Source organism: Vibrio ishigakensis, assembly GCF_024347675.1.
In the GTDB taxonomy this organism is placed as follows: Bacteria; Pseudomonadota; Gammaproteobacteria; order Enterobacterales; family Vibrionaceae; genus Vibrio; species Vibrio ishigakensis.
This window is the reverse complement of sequence record NZ_AP024881.1, coordinates 720,717-739,802: the sequence shown is the minus strand read 5'-3', so window position 1 is coordinate 739,802 and position 19,086 is coordinate 720,717. Positions and strand designations below refer to the sequence as shown.

Genomic DNA, 19,086 nt, shown 5'->3' with positions numbered 1-19,086 from the left:
ACCTAATAAGGGTGGCGCGATAGCGCCACCAATTGGGATTTATATTAGAAGTAGTATTCTACGCCCACAGAGAACTCGTTGAAGTCTTCAGACTTCCAACGTGCGTTTCCGTCTAGACCTGTTGGTTTATCACCGAAGTCAAGAGTACGAGCACGAGCATAAAGCACAGCTGATGGGTCTACGAAGTAAAGTACTTGAGCAGAGATTACGTTATCGTCTGTGTTATCGATAGTGTTGCCGTCACGCTCTAGCTCAAAGTTTGCAGCATATGCCACTTTGTACTGCCAATCGCCGTGGCTATAGATAAGACCTGCAGACATTGCACCTTGTTTCTCATCAACATTAGTATCTGTAGATGCTTCCATGTACTTGTATTGTGCGAATAGAGAGAAGCCATTTTCAAACCATGCTTGAATACCCGCTAGGTAAGTATCATTGGTCCATACTGCATTCTCAGCCTCTACCTTGTCATTGCGCTCATACGCTAGGTCGAACTGGAATGGGCCAACGTTATAGTGTGCTGCACCGCCAAAGAAGTATGAGTCACCCGAACCAGTCGAAGCATCATCACCAGCACCTACTGCTAGGTCAAAAGATAGCGCATCAAAGTATTTTGGTGTATCCCAGCGCATGGTGTTTGATTGACGATCTTGGTACTTAGCACCACCGATTGAACCACCCCAGTCATATACGTCACCTAGGCCTGGGTTAGATGCTGGCCAGTCAATTAGCTCATAGATAGGAGTAAGAACACGGCCTAGACGAACTTGGCCCATGCCTTCGCTTTCAAAACCTACAAAGGTATCACGCTCACCTAGACCTGCACCTGCACCACCAAAGCTTGGGTCAACGTAGCCACCCTCGATCTGCCAGATAAATGTTGGGCTGAAGTTTTTGAACTGCTTCTTACCACGGAAACCGATACGTGATTCGTTGTTTAGCTGTGTGCCACCTAGATCGTCATCAGTTGCCTTGTTGCCTGAATCGTAATCACGATATGCAACCTGCATAGCGATGATGCCGTAAACCTCGTATGAAAAATCGCTCTTGGTTAGAAATTTTTCTGCCGCTGTTTCACTGTTTGCACCTGCAGCTAGCGTGGCACCACTGAAAGCCAAGCTTGAAAGAGCTGCTGCAATAATAGTTTTGTTGAAGCGAGACATGAGAGTAACCCCTTGTTTTATGTTTATTTTTGGTCTGTCACATTGCGTTCCTGCAATGCCGAATAAGAACATGAGAAATTCTTACAGATTTTTTCAGACACAAAATAAGTCACCCCTAAATCTTTGAACTGATTCAAAACAGAAAAACCTAAAGATATTTAATCCAATAAAAACAACAACTTAAACTCCGTCAAAAACGTCAAAACATTCTTTTAGATTAATCAACACTCACAAATATCACGGATTTGAGCATGAAACTGAGGATTTATTTGAACCTAATCAGACTGTTTTTATATTTTTCAGGGGAACTTTTGATCGAGAGGGCACTTTTTGTGAGCCATATCCAATTTACTTTTTTCGCGATTAATCAAAAGAACCACGTCAATTTATAAATTGACGTTTTTTGTCGAGTTGAAACTCACCAATTGGACAAAAACAAAAGCAATCAGAGACTTAGACAGTGAGTACGAATTGATAGGAACTCAGTTGAATACATTAGCTGTAGAGAATATCGGAACAAGAAGTCTTAAGGCCGGGCATTCAAACTAGATAAAAAGAGTCAATCACAAAAAGTCGAACGACAATAGGGATGGGTAAGCGAGATAAAAAGATGTCTTCGCGAACGAAAACTGAAGTCTGCAGTACAACAAGGTATTGCTGGTAATAGAACTGACTGTCTGGAACTGGTACAAGGCGCTTTAGTGGTTGTTGCATGTTTCAGAAATAGATTTGATGGAACACACAGACTATGAACTCAATCGATGAAGAGTTACCTCACTTAATCAACGTCTAGCGTTCAGATACACGGCAGGTCTGAACTTTATCTGTGATAAGCACTCATTAATTCTCTCTGTAAAGTGGCCTGCCCTAATACAGTCTCCCTTTATTCAAGCTCGCTCAAGTTCAGGTAGCGAGTAAAAGTTTTGTCACGCTGCATAAACATCTTCCAAGGGACAAAAACAAAAAAGGCCAGCTCTATGAGCTGGCCAAACGGAGGTTAACAAAAGCCCTACAAACTATTGCACCTGAGTCACACGACTAAATAGATTACCTGAGGCTGATTTCGAACGAACCCACACCTCACCAGTTACACTCGGACGCTGCTCGTCGTTGTAATCTAGCCAATTTTCACCATCAACTGAGTATTGAAGCGCTACACCCGGGAACTGAATGTTCATTGCAAGCTCGCCCTGCTTAACGACTGCACCTGGAACTGGTAGACGGTAATCTATACCTGCTTTCTCAAGCTTAGCCAGTTCACGTTGACCGAGAACGTTGGCAAAACGAGTCCAGTCAGCAAGCAATGCGTCTTTATCTACTAAGTTGGTATCTTGTGAGTACTCAACGCCAACCTTGTATGGGTTTTCCCAGTCAGCTACATGCCAAGCACGCTCAGCCGCTGCTAATACGCGAGGGAACACCATGTATTCAAATTGCTCGTCGGTGCGTACCGTTTCAGACCACAGCTGAGCTGACATACCTAGGAAAGGTCTCTCAGCCTCAAACTCACCTTTAGCGGTAAAGCCGTTGCCATCACGATCTACCGAAGTTTCAGCATTTTGAGGCATGTTCTCTGGCGCAAATCCAAACATCTTGCGAGTATCGGTTGCACGTGTACCCCAGTAATAACCACGCTCTTTCGAATCTACCTCATAAGGGAAATCCATATATACATAGTCTGGGTTAGAGGCAACTACGTCATAGCCTTTGTTTGCCCAATCATAGATGGTGGAAGCGCCGCCCCAGTACAATACTTCCCAGAAGTTTACGCGGGTGTTTTTAGTGGCAAATGCATCCGCACCTTCACTGTATTTCAGACCATCTTCCCACGCTTGGAAGTTCTCAATGCCTTTATCTGCTGCAATCTTAGATACTTGCTCTGCAAAGTGGCTTGGTAGGTGACCAAAGTCTTTCACATCACCACTGTCGATCATCGCCTGGCATTGTGGAGACTTAGCAAATGGTTGGTCTTGTTTCGATTGGTCGATATCACCCTTCCACGCGACTTTTTCTTCTGCATTTACATCTTGGAAGCCACCACCTAGCTTAATGTTCTTCGCTTCATCACCACCATAATGCCAAGTGCTTAGAGGCATGCCTGCTTCTTTGTGCATTGCAGCAACTTCGGTAATCACTTTATCTACAAAGCGAGTGGACGATTCCATACATGGGTTGATGAAGCTCTTCTTGTCATAGAACTGAACCGTAGTAACGTTCGAAGTATCCTCTGGATCCATCAAACGATATTCGTTGGCAGCCGCCTCATCGCCTTCATTCATTAGACGCTCATAACGCGCTTCCATTGATACAACCGCTGCACGTGCGTGAGCTGGCATATCAATCTCTGGAATCACTTCAACGCTACGCGCTTTCGCATACTTCAAGATTTCAACATAGTCGGCACGGCTAAAGTGGCCTGAACCAAAGTTATCTGTAGTTGAGCCAGAGCCTAGTTGAGGCAACAGGCAGCTCTTCTCATCAAGGTCGAAACAACGCTGAGAACCAATATCGGTTAGCTCAGGAAGACCCGGAATCTCAAGGCGCCAACCCTCATCATCACTCAAGTGAAGGTGTAATTTGTTTAGTTTGTATGCCGCCATTTGATCGATAGTAGACAGAATAGCTTCCTTAGAGTGGAAGTTACGCGCCACATCTACCATAACGCCACGGTATTGGAAACGAGGAGCATCTTTAATCGATAGAACTGGAAGCTCTGCTGGATTATTTGAGTCAATCAAGCCCATTACAGACTGCATTGCATAGAAGGCACCAGAAGTATCAAATGCGCGGATAGTCACTTTGTCACTTGAGATATCGAGCTCATAAGCGCCAGGTTTAGCTAGTTCTTTAGCGAAACCTGATGGGTAGATTGAGATTTCTACTGGCACTTCACCGGTAAGGCTAGTGCCTAGAAGCTCAGCGCGAGACTCAAGCGCTTGCTCTTGTGCTGGCTCAAATGGTGAACGCTCTAGTTTGAAGCCACCAGAAATATCCAGTTTTCCTTCACCGACAGAGGTCATCATAGGTGCAGGGATAAGACTAGTAGTTACATCTTCTTGGACTACATCTGAGTTTTTAGCAAAACGAGTCGCTGCAGTCGCAATTACGTTGTTGTCACTCGGAGTTCGCTTAAGTTTCTCACCCTCTAGGCCAGAAACAAAGCCAGATACATCAGGGCCATCTAGTGAAACAATCTGCTTAGGCTCAGCGCCATCAGCCGCTACAAAGGCACCAGGCATGAAATCAGTTTCAAACAGTTGCCAGTACTCGCCTGTATAAGTGATATCTACGCTTTCGCCTGCTTTAAAGCCTTGGAACTTGTCGGTTGGCTCAAGTTTGTGCAGGTCACCCGTGATGCGAGTGATCTTAAACTGATCGCTCTCTACATCCAGAATTAGACGGATGCTGTGGAAGTAGATAGCCCAATCGTTAGATTCAATTGCATCGCCATCATTAGTCAGCGTCATAGTAACCTTGTTGCATGACGCCCACTCAGCTTCTAATGCTTGGCAGTTGATGCCTTCATTAGCACCATGGTTAGTAAGCACTTCATATTTGATATCTAGGTTTTGTGCTAGCGCATCAACCGTATTCTGGGTGCTGCTTTGTGTAGAGGTACAACCGGCTAAAACCGCAATAACAGAAGTAGCAATTAGACTCTGTTTCAACATCTCGATGTCCTTTGTAATTGTTTGTCTTTCTTCACTCTAACTAGAGTTAATTTTTAATGCAAAATTAGTTAAAAGGCGACATATCAAAACAAACACAGGAAATTAAACCCTTATAAAACAACAATTTAATAAAGGGTTGAATATCGAAATAATTGGAAATCGGCTTAGATTTATTTTTTATTGATAACTTTTTCTAGCGGATTTGTGATCCACTTCTGCCTGCGTCAAAAACGTCAAAATGGGTTATTTCAGGTATTAACGAGAGATGCTGATAACTTACGCTTATCAGCGAAATAAGCACTGATGATTTCTCCACCAACTGCAGGTGAAGTAGACTCCCGCCCAATTGCTACACAGGAGTCTGTTATGTCTAAAAAGCTTATTCTTTGCTCAGTTCTTGGCCTCGCTCTAACTGGTTGTGCGAGTTCTGCATTTGATGCGGAAAACGAAAACTCAGCACGTAACCGAGGTGCTGCAGGTGGCGCACTGGTTGGCGCAACCTTAGGTGCCCTGACTGGAGAAGCCGATCTTGCGGTCAAAGGAGCGGTTGCCGGCGGTGTTGCTGGTGGCGTTGCAGGCTCTATGAAAGATCTTGATGATGCGCGCGCGGCAGATAGAAACCAAACCCTAGCAGATGGGGTTGCAGGCGATAATCGTAGTGAGACGGAAAAGCGAGTGGCTGAACTAGAGGCTCAAATCAAGCTCCTTGAGTTAGAAAAACAATTGGCTGAGCTTGAAGCAGAGCAACTTGTAGATATCGATGAAGAGGACGAGCTTCCAGCAAGCTAACCCGTCTTCTTGTAGATGCGAGTGGGTCTACCCACGTTTCCGTGAGACACGCTCGCCTCTAAAAAGCCCATACTCACCGCGTACTCAAGATAACGCCTTGCCGTTGTCTTACTCACACCGACCAAACGACTTACTGAATCTGAGGTTTGCTCCGATTCATCACTAAATACCTCTATCACCCTTTGCAGGGTAATCTGGTCAATATTCTTCGGCAGTTCATCAATCGCTTGGCTATCTCTACGCACCCCATAGGCACGGTTGACCTCAGACTGTTTAAACTCTGTTTTACCGTGAATAGTGCGATAGTAATCTCGGAAGCGATTCAATACATCATTGAATGAAGTCAACGCTAGCGGTTTGATCAGATAGTCAAATGCGCCTAATCGAATACCAGAGGTAACCGTTTGAGCATCAGAGGTCGCGGTAAGCAAAATCACATCTACATCTGGGGCAGTGCCAGTTCGCAAACGTCTTAACCACTCTATACCACTACCGTCAGGCAGATAGTTATCCAAAATAATCAAATGCGGCTGCATGGTATTCTGCATAAATCTCGCGTCAGCCAAAGTAGAAGCAATCCCCACTACCTCGTAATAGGGGTTCTGACCTATGTAAGCGGCTATCATCTCCGCTAGTTCGAGCTTATCCTCAACCACTAGCGTCTTTATCTTATCTATCACTCTCTTTCTCCAGTTTCGAGATAAACAAACCGATAACGGTGCCATTAGGTTCGTTGTCCTCTACCACTATCTGTCCACCAGCCCGAGAAACTAGGCCGTGGATTAATGCAAGCCCTACCCCATGCATGGCGGCATCTTCTTCTTTACTGGTAAATCCGTCTCTAAAGACCTTATCTTTTCTATCGTCACTGATGCCGATACCGTTGTCGGATACTTCTATAACAATCTCTTTGCCAAGGTCGGTGGCAAACAGTTCTATTTCGCCCTCTTTAAGCTGGGTCTTAGCGATCGCCTCATAAGCGTTATCTAGCAGATTACCTAATATGGCGGCTACCTCATCGGCAGATAAAGGCGAGTTATCTAAGCGAAGACTGGAACCTTCAACAATATTAAGTGTATAACCGAGCTCTGATGAGCGGTGTTTCTTACTGAGGATCAGTGCCGCGACTATGGGGTGGAAGTGGCTGGTTAGCTGGGATACATCCTGCTGCAACACATTGTTTTCTTTATGAATAAACTTTAAAGCCTGTTCATGCATCTGCATCTCAAGCATACCGGACACCACCGCCATATTGTTGGCGTATTCGTGAGTCACTACCCGAAGTGCATCCCGCTCTTTGGCCACCTGACGCACCATAAGCTGCAGCATAGCTGGGGTGTTGCGTGGTCTAAAGCTCACCACATAGCCGACTATCTTCTCGTCATCACGCATTATGGTGCGCGATGCGAGTAAGGTTTCGCCGTTAATGTTGACCGTGGTTTCACTGACCTCTTCTTCAACTTGAGGAGTGAACAAATCACTTGGATAGCAATGCTCAGAAACATGGGTGTCAAACAGTGACTCTCTTGGCTTTTCGATACCCAAGATCTTGATGGCACTTTTATTAATGACCATGATCTTGCCTGAGGTATCAACGGCTAATACGCCCTCTGCAACGGAGTTTAAAATGCCAATTCTTAGACGAAATGCTCGCGCTATTTGTGCGGGGCTCATACCGGAGAGCTGTTTCTGCACATAGTTAGAAAAAATCTTTGAGAACAGCAACATAACTAGAAGCAAGACTATCGCTAATACTATGGTTTGCGTTAAATAACGGCTGGCTAGGGATTGTACATTGCTCTCCAAGTAGCCCACCGAAACCATGCCTACCAGCTTATGATCATCGTAGATAGGCGCCCGAGTTTTGATTCCCAACCCTGAAAGGCCATCATGGAATAAGGTGACCACTTCACCCTGCATTACACGCTGAAAACTCTCCCCTTTAACGCTGCCTATCTCTTTAGTTGGGTCTGTATGAAACAGTCTTTTGCCAGTTTCGGTAGTGATCACCACATAGTCGGATTTCACCTCTACCTCATGACGAAAGAACTCATCAAGCGCAACGACATCTTTAGACTTGGTAGCCTGCATGATCACAGGGTTCACTGCTAAGGTCACCGCGAGATTTCGAGACTCATGCATCCTGTCATTGGTAAGAACCGAGTCGATGGCACCTAAGGTCGTAAACACGCAAAAGATCGCTATCAACACCGCTGCCAGCGATTGAATGATTATGATACGCCCTTTAAATCCCATCTAAACCTCGAACTCATAGCCATCTGTTAAAGGTAGGCTATCCAACCTTGTTTACTTCAACTCAAAGCAGTTAACTGGGTGCAAACAACACCAGATATGGACAGCGAATACCACCAGCGAAACCTGAGATTACCAATACAGAGAGTCAGCACAAACCCAGCTGTGGATTAAAAACATTAAATTTATTAGCCACATTAGCGCGCTGATCGAAATTGATCTCGATCAAGCTTTTAAGCCCCCTTATTGAGCGAAATTATGTGCCAGAGGTGGGATATGCAAATGAACATAGCGATTACAAACGCACAGTCTGTCATCTATTTAGATGAGATTAAGGAGCTATTAGACAAGCAGGGATTGCGTTACGAAAACGATGCTGAATATTTTTGTACCGCTCATACCGCTGAGGGTGAGCTAGCAGGATGTGTTGGCCTTGCTGGCAACATCATCAAGTACTTTGCCATTCAAGATGCATTCAAGGGTGAAGGTCTGTCACGCAGCATGGTAACTGAGGTATTGCTGACCGCACATCAACTTGGTCGCAAGAGTCTATCTATCTTCACCACCCCGGATAAGGTTGCCATCTTTGAATCTATGGGGTTTACCCCTCTCACCTCTCTAAACCGAGATTCAGTGCTGCTGATTAACCGCCCCGACAAACTGCAACAGGTACAAAACGAGCTAAGTACACATGGTGTATCTGGCGACAAGATTGGTGCCATTGTGATGAACGCCAACCCTTTTACCAAAGGGCACGCCTACATTGTTGAGCAAGCCGCGAGTCAGTGTGACTGGCTACATATCTTTGTCGTCAGTGAAAATGACCAAGAGTTTTCATTCGCTGATCGCTTCGCCATGGTCAAACAAGGCACAGCGCATATCTCAAATATCACTGTGCATGCAGGCAATGAGTTCATCATCAGCCAACGCACCTTCCCGTCCTACTTCCTCAAGAAAAGTGGCTTGGTGAATCAACTGCATGCAGAAATAGATTGTGAAGTATTCAAGAGGCATATCGCACCGAGCCTGGGTATCAACCACAGATTCGTCGGCAGCGAACCCAACTGCGCCGTGACCCACAACTACAACGGTGTGATGAAGCAGATCCTTCCACCCGAGATTCAAGTAACCGAGCTTGAACGATTGAATTTAGAAGGAAGCAGTATCTCGGCATCGACCGCAAGAAGCCAGCTAACTCAAGCGGCCTCTTCGGTGGCCAACCTGCTCCCAATTACCACGATTAATTACCTAATTGAAAACTGTGGCTACGCGCTACAAATCTAACGAGGCTGAAATGAAGATATGTGAGTCGGCGGTTGCTGGCACCCTAGAAAGCTCAGACTTGTTTGTTGAGGTTGAACCAAGTGAGGCATTTTCACTTTGGGTTAGCTCTTCAGCAACACAATTTCGAGATGCTATTGAACAACACGTTCGTTGTGAATTGGACAAGCTGAATGTGACCGATGGTCAATGGCGCGTCACCGATTCAGGCGCTCTGGACTGCATCATCACCGCACGTTTACAAGCAGCTGCGCTTCGCGGTGCCAACCAGCATGCCCTACCATGGGAGAAATTCGTATGAAGATGCGCCGTTCAATGCTGTTCGTTCCTTCATCGAACGCAGCCATGGTATCTAACACCTTTATCTATGATGCCGATGCCATCATGTTTGATCTCGAAGACAGTGTCTCTCTTCGCGAGAAAGACACCGCTCGCCTTATCCTTTTCAATGCATTGCGCCACCCGCTTTACCAAGATATCGAAACCGTTGTTCGTGTAAACGCACTGGAATCTAAGTGGGGTCGTGCTGACGTAAACGCTGTGGTAGCTGCTGGCGTTGATGTGGTTCGCCTAGCGAAAACCGATAGCGCCCAAGACGTTATCGATATGGAACAAGCCATCGCAGAAGCCGAAGAAGCATGCGGTCGTGAGATTGGCTCAACCAAGATGCTAGCGGCTATCGAATCAGCACTGGGCATCACCAATGCTAAAGAGATCGCTTTTGCATCAAAACGCCTAATTGGTATTGCACTTGGCGCCGAGGACTATGTTCGCGACATCAAGACCAACCGCACTCCTGAAGGCACTGAACTGCTGTTCGCTCGCTGCTCTATTCTGCAAGCCGCTCGCGCTGCAGGTATCCAATGTTTCGATACCGTTTACTCTGATGCAAACAACACCGAAGGTTTCCTAAAAGAAGCGGAGCACATCAAACAGCTTGGCTTTGATGGTAAATCTCTTGTTAACCCTCGTCAGATCGAACTTCTACATAACCTATATGCACCATCAGCGGCCGAAGTGAAACACGCCAAAGCGGTTATCCAAGCGGCAGCCGACGCTGAGGCGAAAGGTCTAGGTGTGGCGTCACTCAACGGCAAGATGGTAGACGCCCCAATCATCGAGCGTGCTCGTCTTGTGCTTGAGCGTGCTAAGTCTGGCATCAGAGAGGAATAATCATGGAATCTATCAAGCAAAATAGAAAGCTTCGCTCTGATCTGAAAGAGGCGATATTGGCATCGGGCCTAAAAGATGGCGATACCATCTCTTTTCACCACGCATTTCGTGCAGGCGATATCCTGATCAATGACGTAGTTGCGACCATCGGTAGCATGGGTTTCAAAGACCTAACCCTAGCATCAAGCTCACTGACCGATTGTCATGCTCCACTGGTTGAACACGTGCGCTCTGGCGTTATTTCAAAGATCTTTACCTCTGGTATCCGCGGTCGCCTAGCTGACGAGATCAGCGCAGGCATCATGCAAAACCCAGTTGAGGTCCACTCACACGGTGGTCGTGTTCACCTAGTTCAAACGGGCGAGCTAAGCATAGATGTGGCTTTCCTTGGCACCCCTTCTGCAGACCGCTTCGGTAACGCCAATGCTATGGTAGGCAAATCTCGTTGTGGCTCCCTTGGCTATGCCATGGTAGACGCTGAGTATGCCAAACACGTGGTGGTGATGACTGAACAGCTAGTGGAATATCCGCACGCTCCTGCCTCTATCGCTCAAGACCAAGTGGATAGCGTGGTAGTGGTTGAGCGAGTTGGTGACCCATCTAAGATTGGTGGTGGCGCAACCCGTATGACCACCAACCCGCGTGAGCTACTTATCGCTCGCAAAGCGGCCGATGTAATCGAGCACTCTGGTTACTTTGAAGACGGGTTTAGTATTCAAACCGGTTCGGGCGGTGCTTCCCTTGCTGTAACTCGTTTCCTTAAGTCTAAGATGGTTCGCAACGACATTACCGCATCTTTCGGCCTTGGTGGTATCACTGCAACCATGGTTGACCTACACGAGAAGGGTCTGATCAAGAAACTGATGGATGTACAATCTTTTGATGCACATGCCGCAGACAGCCTAGGTCGTAATCCGAATCACATCGAAATCAGCGCTAACCAATACGCGAACCCTTCTAGTAAGGGCGCAACGGTGGATCAGCTGGACGTAGTTATCCTATCGGCACTAGAGATTGATACCGACTTCAACGTGAACGTAATTACAGGCTCTGATGGTGTGATTCGTGGTGCCTCTGGTGGTCACTGTGATGCTGCCGCAGGCGCCAAGCTGACTATCGTGGTTGCGCCACTGGTTCGCGGTCGTATTCCAACCTTGGTCAACCGTGTTCTTAATACTGTGACGCCAGGTAAATCTATCGATGTGCTTGTCACCGACCACGGCATCGCGGTTAACCCTGCTCGTGAAGAAGTTAAAGCTCGCCTTGAAGCGCAAGGTATTCAAACCTTCGATATTAAAGCGCTTCAACAACGTGCAGAGCTTTTGGTAGGTACACCAGCACCCATTACCTACACCGACAAGATCGTAGCTAACGTTCGTTACCGTGATGGTTCAATGCTGGACCAGATCAAACAGGTAGCAAAATAATGTTTAAGGGAGTGCCTATTACCGCCATCGATGTGATGGAATTTCGCGACCGCATTGCTTCAACCCAGCGCATCTGGCAACAACTGCAAGCTCCACAACTGATCAGTTTCACCGTCAACATGATGGGCAACGTCAAGGTTAACGAGGCATCGTCGCGAGTATTCCTGGAGGGCCGATTGGCCATCGATAACTGGGTTCAGGGCACTTCCTTAAATATCCTTAGACAAGAGCAGTTTAATGACAAAGCGGGCTATCACTACCTTGTGGCAGTGAACTATCACGACGCTGATGAGATAAAGAAAGCCATGATTGCACTAGAGGAATCACTTCCTCTTGGTCGATTAATGGATATCGATGTTATCGACCGTGATGGAAAACCCCTATCCCGTACCAAGCTTGGGTTTGGTCAGAGACAATGCATTGTGTGCGACCAACCAGCAAAAGCTTGTGCACGCAGTCAGGCGCACAGTCCAATGGAGTTACAAAAAGCTCTGCTGGAGATGTTCTCATGATGCAAAGCAATCCATCTCGTCAGCAAGACCCAAGCACTCTAGCCAGCGTTATTGGCGAGTTAGCCACTCAAGCACTTTTGGTTGAGGCAAACCTGCATCCTAAACCTGGGTTGGTAACTGCACGCTCGACCGGTTCCCACAGCGATATGGATATAGAGACATTTCGCCTAAGCGCCGCTGCACTAAAGCCGTTTATGGTGGAATTTTCGCGCCTCGGCTTAGATTTTAGCGGCAACGATTTAACTCAATTACTCACGTCATTGCGCCCTGTAGGTATGCAAGCAGAACAAGAAATGATGATGGCCACAGGGCAAGTAAACACCCACAAAGGCGCCATCTTTATCTTTGGCGTACTGTGCGCCGCCTTAGGGTACATGAGTGCTAAAGGCATCAGGGTTTATCCACTGCACCTGCAAGATACCGTTCGCAAAATGTGCGCAGGAGTGACCGAGGAATTAGCAAGTAGTCGAAGCGCAACCGCAGGAGAGCACGCCTTTAAGCAACATGGTGTTACCGGCATTCGCGGAGAAGCCGAAGCAGGTTTTCCGACTCTGATGCAAGGACTCAATGCCTATAAACGTGCCAAGCGCGATGGCTGCGCAAAAACACATGCGCTGCAATTAGCCCTGCTGACCTGCATCAGTATCAATGACGATAGCTGCCTGATTAAACGCGGAGGCTTAACCGGTCTCAATTACGCCAAATATCAGGCAAGGCTTATTTTACAGTCGAATCTAGATTCAAAACGATTCAATAAAGAGTTGCATCAACTTGATATTAAATTCGTTGAAAAAAACTTATCACCTGGTGGAAGTGCAGATTGTCTATCCGCAATTTGGCTAATTTCCATGATGGAAAGTTTTTCCAATTAATTGTTTGAAATATTACTTACCTATTTCAAATACGAAAATATAAATTCAGATTATTAGGAAACTATTATGAAATGTTTTAGCTTAGGTATTATCGGTAACTTTTCGGGTCATCTTTCGGGCGCTGAAAAAGTAACTGAGTCTACTCTTCCAAACGGTGTATTTGTAGTAAACGGTCTAACCGAGCGCACCGTTTCTACCGGAGAGAAGATCACCTTCCCACCACACGGTACCAACATCCAAGCTGAGCCGGAATTTGTTGTGAAATTCAAGGTAGAGTACGCAGATAACAAGGTTGCTAAGTTCATCCCGAATGCGATGACAGTCGGTAACGACATGACTATCCGAAAGCTTGAAGGTGCACAAAAGATCGCTGAGCGTAAAGCTTGGGGCGAAGCATCGAAGGGGCTAGCAACGCACTGGTGGCCTGTGAGCGAGCTAGAAACATTCACCCAAGAGTACAAGCTTATCTCTATCGTTAAACGCGACGGCGAGTATCTAGACTATACCCCTGTGGCTGACCCATCAGAGCTTAAGATCTTCTACACAGAGATGTGTGATTGGCTAACTGAAACCGTCAATACCCAACAATCAGAAGGCATTCTTCGTGAGATCCTTCCTCAACTTGAAGCCGCGGGCTACCCAGAAGAGATCGTTGTGTTCTGCGGCGCCCCAAACTACACCACTTGGGGCGAGACTCACTTTATCGAACCTTACGACGAGATTTCTATCGCTCTTATTAACAGCAAGCAAACCTCGGTGGATATTATTAGCGATAAGATCAAATCAAACGCACTTGTTAACGATGACTTTGTAATTTCATATACACAACAAGTTGTTTAACCCTTTCCTATTTTGTGTTGTTACCCTGTTTGCCGGTGCTGAGCCGGCTTTTTTTTTCGACTGCGTAATAGCCAAAGAAAATAGTTAATTTCATTAAATTTATTATCGGCATTAAAGACAGATATAACCCCTGCCCGAATCAAATTTTGCTTTGGATATAGGGATTAAATTAATCGTACTTTAATCAAGTGGACAAAAACATGCTCGATACCATTATTGAACTACTGAAAGATGCCTCCATCCTAGTGTCTGTATTTACACTGGTTGGTTGTGTAATTCAGGGTAAAAGTGCCAACGATACTATCGTTTCGGTGACTAAAACCTTTATCGGTTTTATCCTGCTATTTGCAGCAGCAAAACTGATGATCTCTCCTTCTCTCAAAGAGTTTTCCAAGATCTTTATGATGGCCTTCCATGTGGAAGGTATCGTTCCTAACAACGAAGTGATCATCGTCGAAGCCATTGTACAGCTTGGTCGTGAATTCGGCTCAGCCATCGCCTTTGGTCTTATCGGTGCAATGGCACTGAACCTAGTGTTTGCACGCTTTACCCCACTCAAATACGTCGTACTTTCAGGTCACCACGTGTTCTTTATGGTGTCGTGTCTTGCGCTTATTTCTATCCTGCATGGTTTTAGTATTCCTGAGGCTGCGGTAATCGGTGCGGTAATCACTGGCGCTTGGTGCGTGATTAGTCCATCACTATTGGTGGGTTACTGTCGCCATATCAAAGGCTGTGAGCCACTTCGTGCCCATGGTGATTTCTCTATCGGCCAATTTGGCTCAACCAGCTATATGCTTGCTGGTTTTCTTGGCGACAAGTTCGGTAACAAAGAAAACGATATCGAGAAAGCGGAAATGCCAACCGCTATCGGTTTTCTAGCAGACAAGAACACCTCAAACTTTGTGGTAATGCTGGCCTTCTTCCTAGTGTCGAGCGCGGTTGCTGGTTTCGATAACGTTCAGCACCTAGCTAATGCTAGTGCTAAACATGGCCATGAAAATGTATTCCTATACCTGCTAAAACAGTCTGGCTACTTTGCCGGTGGTGTATTCACCCTAACCAAGGGTGTGCACATGTTTGTTGAAGAACTTATCCCAGCGTTTAAGGGGATCTCGGATAAGCTAATCAAAAACAGCGTACCTGCGGTAGAGATCTACAGCCTGTTCCCATACTCGAAAAACGCGGTATTCGTAGGCTTTATCTGCTGCACCATGGCAGGCTTCGTAGCAATGATCATGCTGCCTCTATTTGGTCTGCCCGTGATCGTTCCTTCACTGTTATTCACATTTGCAAGTGGTGGTGGCGCAGGCATCATCGGCAACGCTACTGGCGGTACGCGTGGCTGTATTATGGGCTCACTGGCATGCGGTTTCATCTCTATCATTGGCTCTGGCATCGTATTCCAGCCTATCCATGATGCGGGTGTAACGGCTCCAACCACCTACTCAACTACAGACTTCTCCATTCTTGGTGAAGGCCTGCACCTAGTTCTATCGCTAATTAGCTGATAGTCGTTTCAAAACCATTCGAGGTTATCCATGTATCAGGGATATTTAGAAAAAAGCGCTGAGCGAGAAGCGCTTGGAGTGGCAGCCCCTAGCTTGACTGCTACCGAAGTTGAACAATTCTTGCAAACTTTGGCCGAAGGCAACTCGGGAGATCAGGACAAGCAGTTGTTGGAGCTCATCACCCACATGACGCCATGTGGAGTGGATGACGCAGCTCGCGTAAAAGCTAAATATCTGTGGAAGTTCGCAACCGGAGAGTGCTCTAGCCCTCTCCTAACCTCGGATAAAGCAGTTGAATTGCTTGGTACTATGCAAGGCGGCTACAACGTTGGCTACCTTATTCAAGCCTTAGAAATCAATGCTATTGCTGAAGTCGCAGCCAATGCCTTGAAACACATTGTGATGATCTACGATGAGTTTTCTAAGGTGGCCGAACTTGCTAAAAACGGTAACTCTCTAGCTCAACAAGTGATTGAATCATGGGCTGAAGCTGAGTGGTTCTTTGAGCGCCCAGCAGTGGCACAAGCGATGCAAATGAGTGTGTTTAAGGTGGACGGTGAGACCAATACCGATGACCTTTCTCCGGCTCAAGATGCCTTCACTCGCCCAGACATTCCTTTACATGCTCGCGCTATGTACAAGAACGCACGCCCTGGTATTACACCAGATGAAGATGGCGTTGTGGGTTGTATCGCTCAGATCAACCAAGCAAAGTCTCAACCATTACCGATCGCCTTTGTAGGAGATGTAGTAGGTACGGGCTCCAGTCGTAAATCAGCGGCCAACTCACTTATCTGGCATTTTGGTGAGAATATTCCTTTTGTTCCCAATAAACGTACAGGCGGTGTAGTTCTGGGTGGCAATATTGCTCCTATCTTCTTCGCAACCCTTGAAGATTCTGGCGCACTGCCTATCCAGTGCGATGTGAGTAAGATCCAATCCGGTGACATCATTACTATCCGTCCCTATAAAGGCACAGTAGAGAATGCATCTGACGAGGTGATTTCTGAGTTCACCCTAAAATACGGCCTTCTTAACGAGGTTCGTGCCGGTGGTCGTATCCCTTATCTGATTGGTCGCCGTCTCACTCAAACCGCTCGTGAGTATCTGGGTAAAGAACAACTAGATATATTCCTTGACGAGAAAGTAGAGCAACCAAATCATGGCTACACCCTAGCACAAAAGATGGTAGGCAAGGCTTGCGGTCTTGAGGGTGTGCTTCCAGGTCAGTTCTGTGAACCAAAGACAACCACGGTTGGCTCGCAGGACACTACGGGCGGAATGACTCGAGATGAGATTAAAGACCTAGCATGTTTGTCCTTCTCATCTCCGCTGGTGATGCAGTCATTCTGCCACACCGCTGCCTATCCGAAGCCTGTAGATGTCGCTTTGCATCAGAATCTACCTGAGTTCTTTGAAAGTCGTCGAGGCGTGGCGCTTCGTCCGGGTGATGGCGTTATCCACTCATGGTTAAACCGCATGCTAGTGCCTGATACCGTTGGTACAGGTGGCGACTCACACACTCGCTTCCCGGTAGGTATCTCATTTCCTGCAGGTTCTGGTCTTGTGGCTTATGCGGCTGCAACTGGCACCATGCCTTTAACCATGCCTGAGTCGGTATTGGTTCGCTTTAAGGGGGAGATGCAACCGGGTATTACACTGCGTGACCTAGTGCATGCCATTCCGCTGAAAGCTATCGAGCTTGGCCTTTTAAACACAGATTCAGCCAATAAGAAAAACGTGTTCAATGGTCGTATCGTTGAAATTGAAGGCCTCGATCATCTGACCGTTGACCAAGCCTTTGAGCTTACCGATGCCAGTGCAGAGCGTTCAGCTGCCGCATGCACAATCAAGCTAGATATCGAAAAGGTTATTACACACGCCAAATCAAATGTAGCCATGCTGGAGTGGATGATTCGCGAAGGTTATGGTCATGCAGAGACACTAGCCGGTCGCGTAGAAGACATTAATGCATGGCTGACAAACCCAACTCTGATGGAAGCAGACACCGACGCACAATACGCTGAAATCATAGAGATTGACCTTGCTGAGATCACTGAGCCTGTGGTGTGTTGTCCAAACGATCCAGACAAAGCGGCGCGCCTAAGCGACGTAGCCGGCACTCCGGTGGATGAAGCCTTTATCGGCTCATGCATGACCAATATCGGTCACTTCCGTGCAAGCTCAGCCATCTTGGATAAGTTTGCTAGCGAGCGTACCAAAGCCAAGCTTTGGCTCGCTCCACCAACCAAGATGGATGACCGCAAGCTAACCGAAGAGGGTGTGAAATCTAGTTACGCCCGTGCGGGTGCGCAGATTGAGATCCCCGGCTGCTCTCTATGCATGGGTAACCAAGCTCGCGTCGCAGCTGGTTGCACCGCGGTTTCAACCTCAACCCGAAATTTCCCTAACCGACTTGGTCAAGGTGCTAACGTTTTCCTAGCATCAGCCGAGTTGGCTAGTGTGGTATCGATCATGGGTCGCTTCCCAACTGTGGAAGAGTACTTCGAGTTCACCAAGGAAACCTTGAGTGACGACCTATATCAATACCTCCAGTTTGACGCTATGCCCGAATACGCGCTGGGCATCGATGTTAAAAACGTAGGTTAACCCCTCGTACACCGTCATCATTCCGGGATGACTTTTGGGCCAGCAGTAGACCTCTTTCTGCTGGCTCCTTTTTTACTAAAATGGACTTGGCGCCAATAGCTTAACCGTTGAAATAACCTTCGCTTCTCCAGCTTCAATCTTTTGTATATCCTCATTGACTTTGGTATGAATATACTCCTCGTTGTGAGAGTCCTTCATCACCTCTACCCTGAACTCTTGACCACTTTTCAAACTGTCATGACTTCCCATAGCATATAAGATCTTATGTTCATGTAACTGAAGGTTGGGGGATACACTATCTGTAACTATCATCAAACGCTCTTTTCGATCGTAGTTACCTAAGAGCTTTACCTTAGCGCCCGTATAGTTACGAATGTACTCTCCTTTAAAAGCTATACCACCTTCCCTGTCTAAGATTTGTAGGCCTGACGTCTGAGGGATATCTCTCTTAAACTCTATTTCACCATCACTGCCCCAATAAGCAGTTGCGAAGCTAGAAACAGACATAGTTAAAAACATCAACAGTACCTTCTTCATATTGCCTCCTTAGCTAAATACTTAGGAGCTGCTAATCGAATCGTAGTAGTTACTCGAGCCATTCCTCGTTCAACTTCAGATTTGTGGGCTTTTGCGACTGCGTGAAGGGTATGCAAACCCACCTCTAAGTTAGCAACATTTCCATGGTCCAATTCAATGTAATCATCTACCAAGTAATTGATATCCACTGACACAAGATTGTTCGTTTTTTCATGAGTATCGATTACAACCATCTCTGTACCGTACGACGAATTGGATAGCACCTTAAAACGGGCAGGTCGCAACAAGGTTTCATCCCTAAAACTTAGCTCCCCTTTTCCATCAACAATCACTATTCCGCTAAATGCTTCAATATTACGTTCAAATATCACCTGATCATCACCCAACGCCAGAGCGCTCCAAGATACGCCAGCCAATAGGCTCACTAACAACAGTTTCTTCATTTCA

General features: G+C 46.6%; 16 protein-coding genes. 10 read left to right on the top strand and 6 right to left on the bottom strand.

Annotated elements, in window-relative coordinates:
- Positions 1–44: 44 nt before the first annotated feature.
- Positions 45–1,163: a porin gene (locus Pcarn_RS03570; RefSeq protein ID WP_261835020.1), complete on the bottom strand. Its 1,119-nt coding sequence runs from the start codon at positions 1,161–1,163 to the stop codon at positions 45–47.
- Between the two features lie 1,016 nt (positions 1,164–2,179).
- A complete protein-coding gene (locus Pcarn_RS03565) occupies positions 2,180–4,834 on the bottom strand; it encodes a beta-N-acetylhexosaminidase (protein WP_261835019.1) in 2,655 nt (884 codons plus the stop codon).
- A 366-nt stretch (positions 4,835–5,200) separates the two neighbouring features.
- Between Pcarn_RS03565 and Pcarn_RS03560 the strand changes: the two genes are divergently transcribed.
- The gene (locus tag Pcarn_RS03560) at positions 5,201–5,623 is read left to right on the top strand and encodes a glycine zipper domain-containing protein (RefSeq protein ID WP_261835018.1); all 423 of its coding nucleotides are present in this window, start codon (positions 5,201–5,203) and stop codon (positions 5,621–5,623) included.
- On the opposite strand, the gene Pcarn_RS03555 is transcribed toward Pcarn_RS03560, so the two are convergent.
- Together Pcarn_RS03555 and Pcarn_RS03550 are read right to left on the bottom strand one after the other, a co-directional pair.
- Entirely contained in the window at positions 5,620–6,303 is a 684-nt protein-coding gene (locus tag Pcarn_RS03555) for a response regulator (protein WP_261835017.1), read from the bottom strand. The two genes, Pcarn_RS03560 and Pcarn_RS03555, sit on opposite strands and share 4 nt — an antisense overlap.
- Positions 6,293–7,813, bottom strand: a complete 1,521-nt coding sequence (locus Pcarn_RS03550) for an ATP-binding protein (RefSeq protein WP_261835016.1) — start codon at positions 7,811–7,813, stop codon at positions 6,293–6,295. Before Pcarn_RS03550 ends, Pcarn_RS03555 begins: the two co-directional genes overlap by 11 nt.
- A 345-nt stretch (positions 7,814–8,158) precedes the next feature.
- Here Pcarn_RS03550 and citC point away from each other — a divergent pair, with 345 nt between their 5' ends.
- The 9 genes from citC (at position 8,159) to Pcarn_RS03505 (ending at position 18,102) form a co-directional block, all read left to right on the top strand.
- The gene (gene citC / locus Pcarn_RS03545) at positions 8,159–9,160 is read left to right on the top strand and encodes a [citrate (pro-3S)-lyase] ligase (protein ID WP_261835015.1); all 1,002 of its coding nucleotides are present in this window, start codon (positions 8,159–8,161) and stop codon (positions 9,158–9,160) included.
- A 10-nt stretch (positions 9,161–9,170) separates the two neighbouring features.
- A complete protein-coding gene (gene citD, locus Pcarn_RS03540) occupies positions 9,171–9,458 on the top strand; it encodes a citrate lyase acyl carrier protein (protein WP_261835014.1) in 288 nt (95 codons plus the stop codon).
- Positions 9,455–10,330 carry an aldolase/citrate lyase family protein gene (locus Pcarn_RS03535; RefSeq protein ID WP_261835013.1) on the top strand — a complete coding sequence of 292 codons (876 nt, stop codon included), beginning with the start codon at positions 9,455–9,457 and terminating at the stop codon, positions 10,328–10,330. Before citD ends, Pcarn_RS03535 begins: the two co-directional genes overlap by 4 nt.
- A 2-nt stretch (positions 10,331–10,332) precedes the next feature.
- Entirely contained in the window at positions 10,333–11,757 is a 1,425-nt protein-coding gene (gene citF, locus Pcarn_RS03530; protein WP_261835012.1) for a citrate lyase subunit alpha, read from the top strand.
- Complete coding sequence (gene citX / locus Pcarn_RS03525; RefSeq protein WP_261835011.1) at positions 11,757–12,269, top strand: citrate lyase holo-[acyl-carrier protein] synthase; 513 nt, start codon at positions 11,757–11,759, stop codon at positions 12,267–12,269. The genes citF and citX overlap by 1 nt, the downstream gene beginning before the upstream one ends.
- A complete protein-coding gene (citG, locus tag Pcarn_RS03520; RefSeq protein WP_261835010.1) occupies positions 12,266–13,141 on the top strand; it encodes a triphosphoribosyl-dephospho-CoA synthase CitG in 876 nt (291 codons plus the stop codon). The genes citX and citG overlap by 4 nt, the downstream gene beginning before the upstream one ends.
- Before the next feature lie 66 nt (positions 13,142–13,207).
- Positions 13,208–13,981 (top strand): DUF5718 family protein, encoded by a 774-nt coding sequence (locus Pcarn_RS03515; RefSeq protein ID WP_261835009.1) that lies wholly within the window; start codon positions 13,208–13,210, stop codon positions 13,979–13,981.
- Positions 13,982–14,181: 200 nt separating this feature from the next.
- A complete protein-coding gene (locus Pcarn_RS03510; RefSeq protein ID WP_261835008.1) occupies positions 14,182–15,492 on the top strand; it encodes a PTS transporter subunit IIC in 1,311 nt (436 codons plus the stop codon).
- Positions 15,493–15,522: 30 nt separating this feature from the next.
- On the top strand, positions 15,523–18,102 hold the full coding sequence (locus Pcarn_RS03505; protein ID WP_261835007.1) for a bifunctional aconitate hydratase 2/2-methylisocitrate dehydratase: 2,580 nt from the start codon (positions 15,523–15,525) through the stop codon (positions 18,100–18,102).
- Between the two features lie 75 nt (positions 18,103–18,177).
- On the opposite strand, the gene Pcarn_RS03500 is transcribed toward Pcarn_RS03505, so the two are convergent.
- Positions 18,178–18,639 (bottom strand): hypothetical protein, encoded by a 462-nt coding sequence (locus Pcarn_RS03500; RefSeq protein ID WP_261835006.1) that lies wholly within the window; start codon positions 18,637–18,639, stop codon positions 18,178–18,180.
- Positions 18,636–19,082, bottom strand: coding sequence for a hypothetical protein (locus Pcarn_RS03495; RefSeq protein WP_261835005.1), 447 nt, complete (start codon positions 19,080–19,082; stop codon positions 18,636–18,638). The genes Pcarn_RS03500 and Pcarn_RS03495 overlap by 4 nt, the downstream gene beginning before the upstream one ends.
- Between the last annotated feature and the right edge of the window lie 4 nt (positions 19,083–19,086).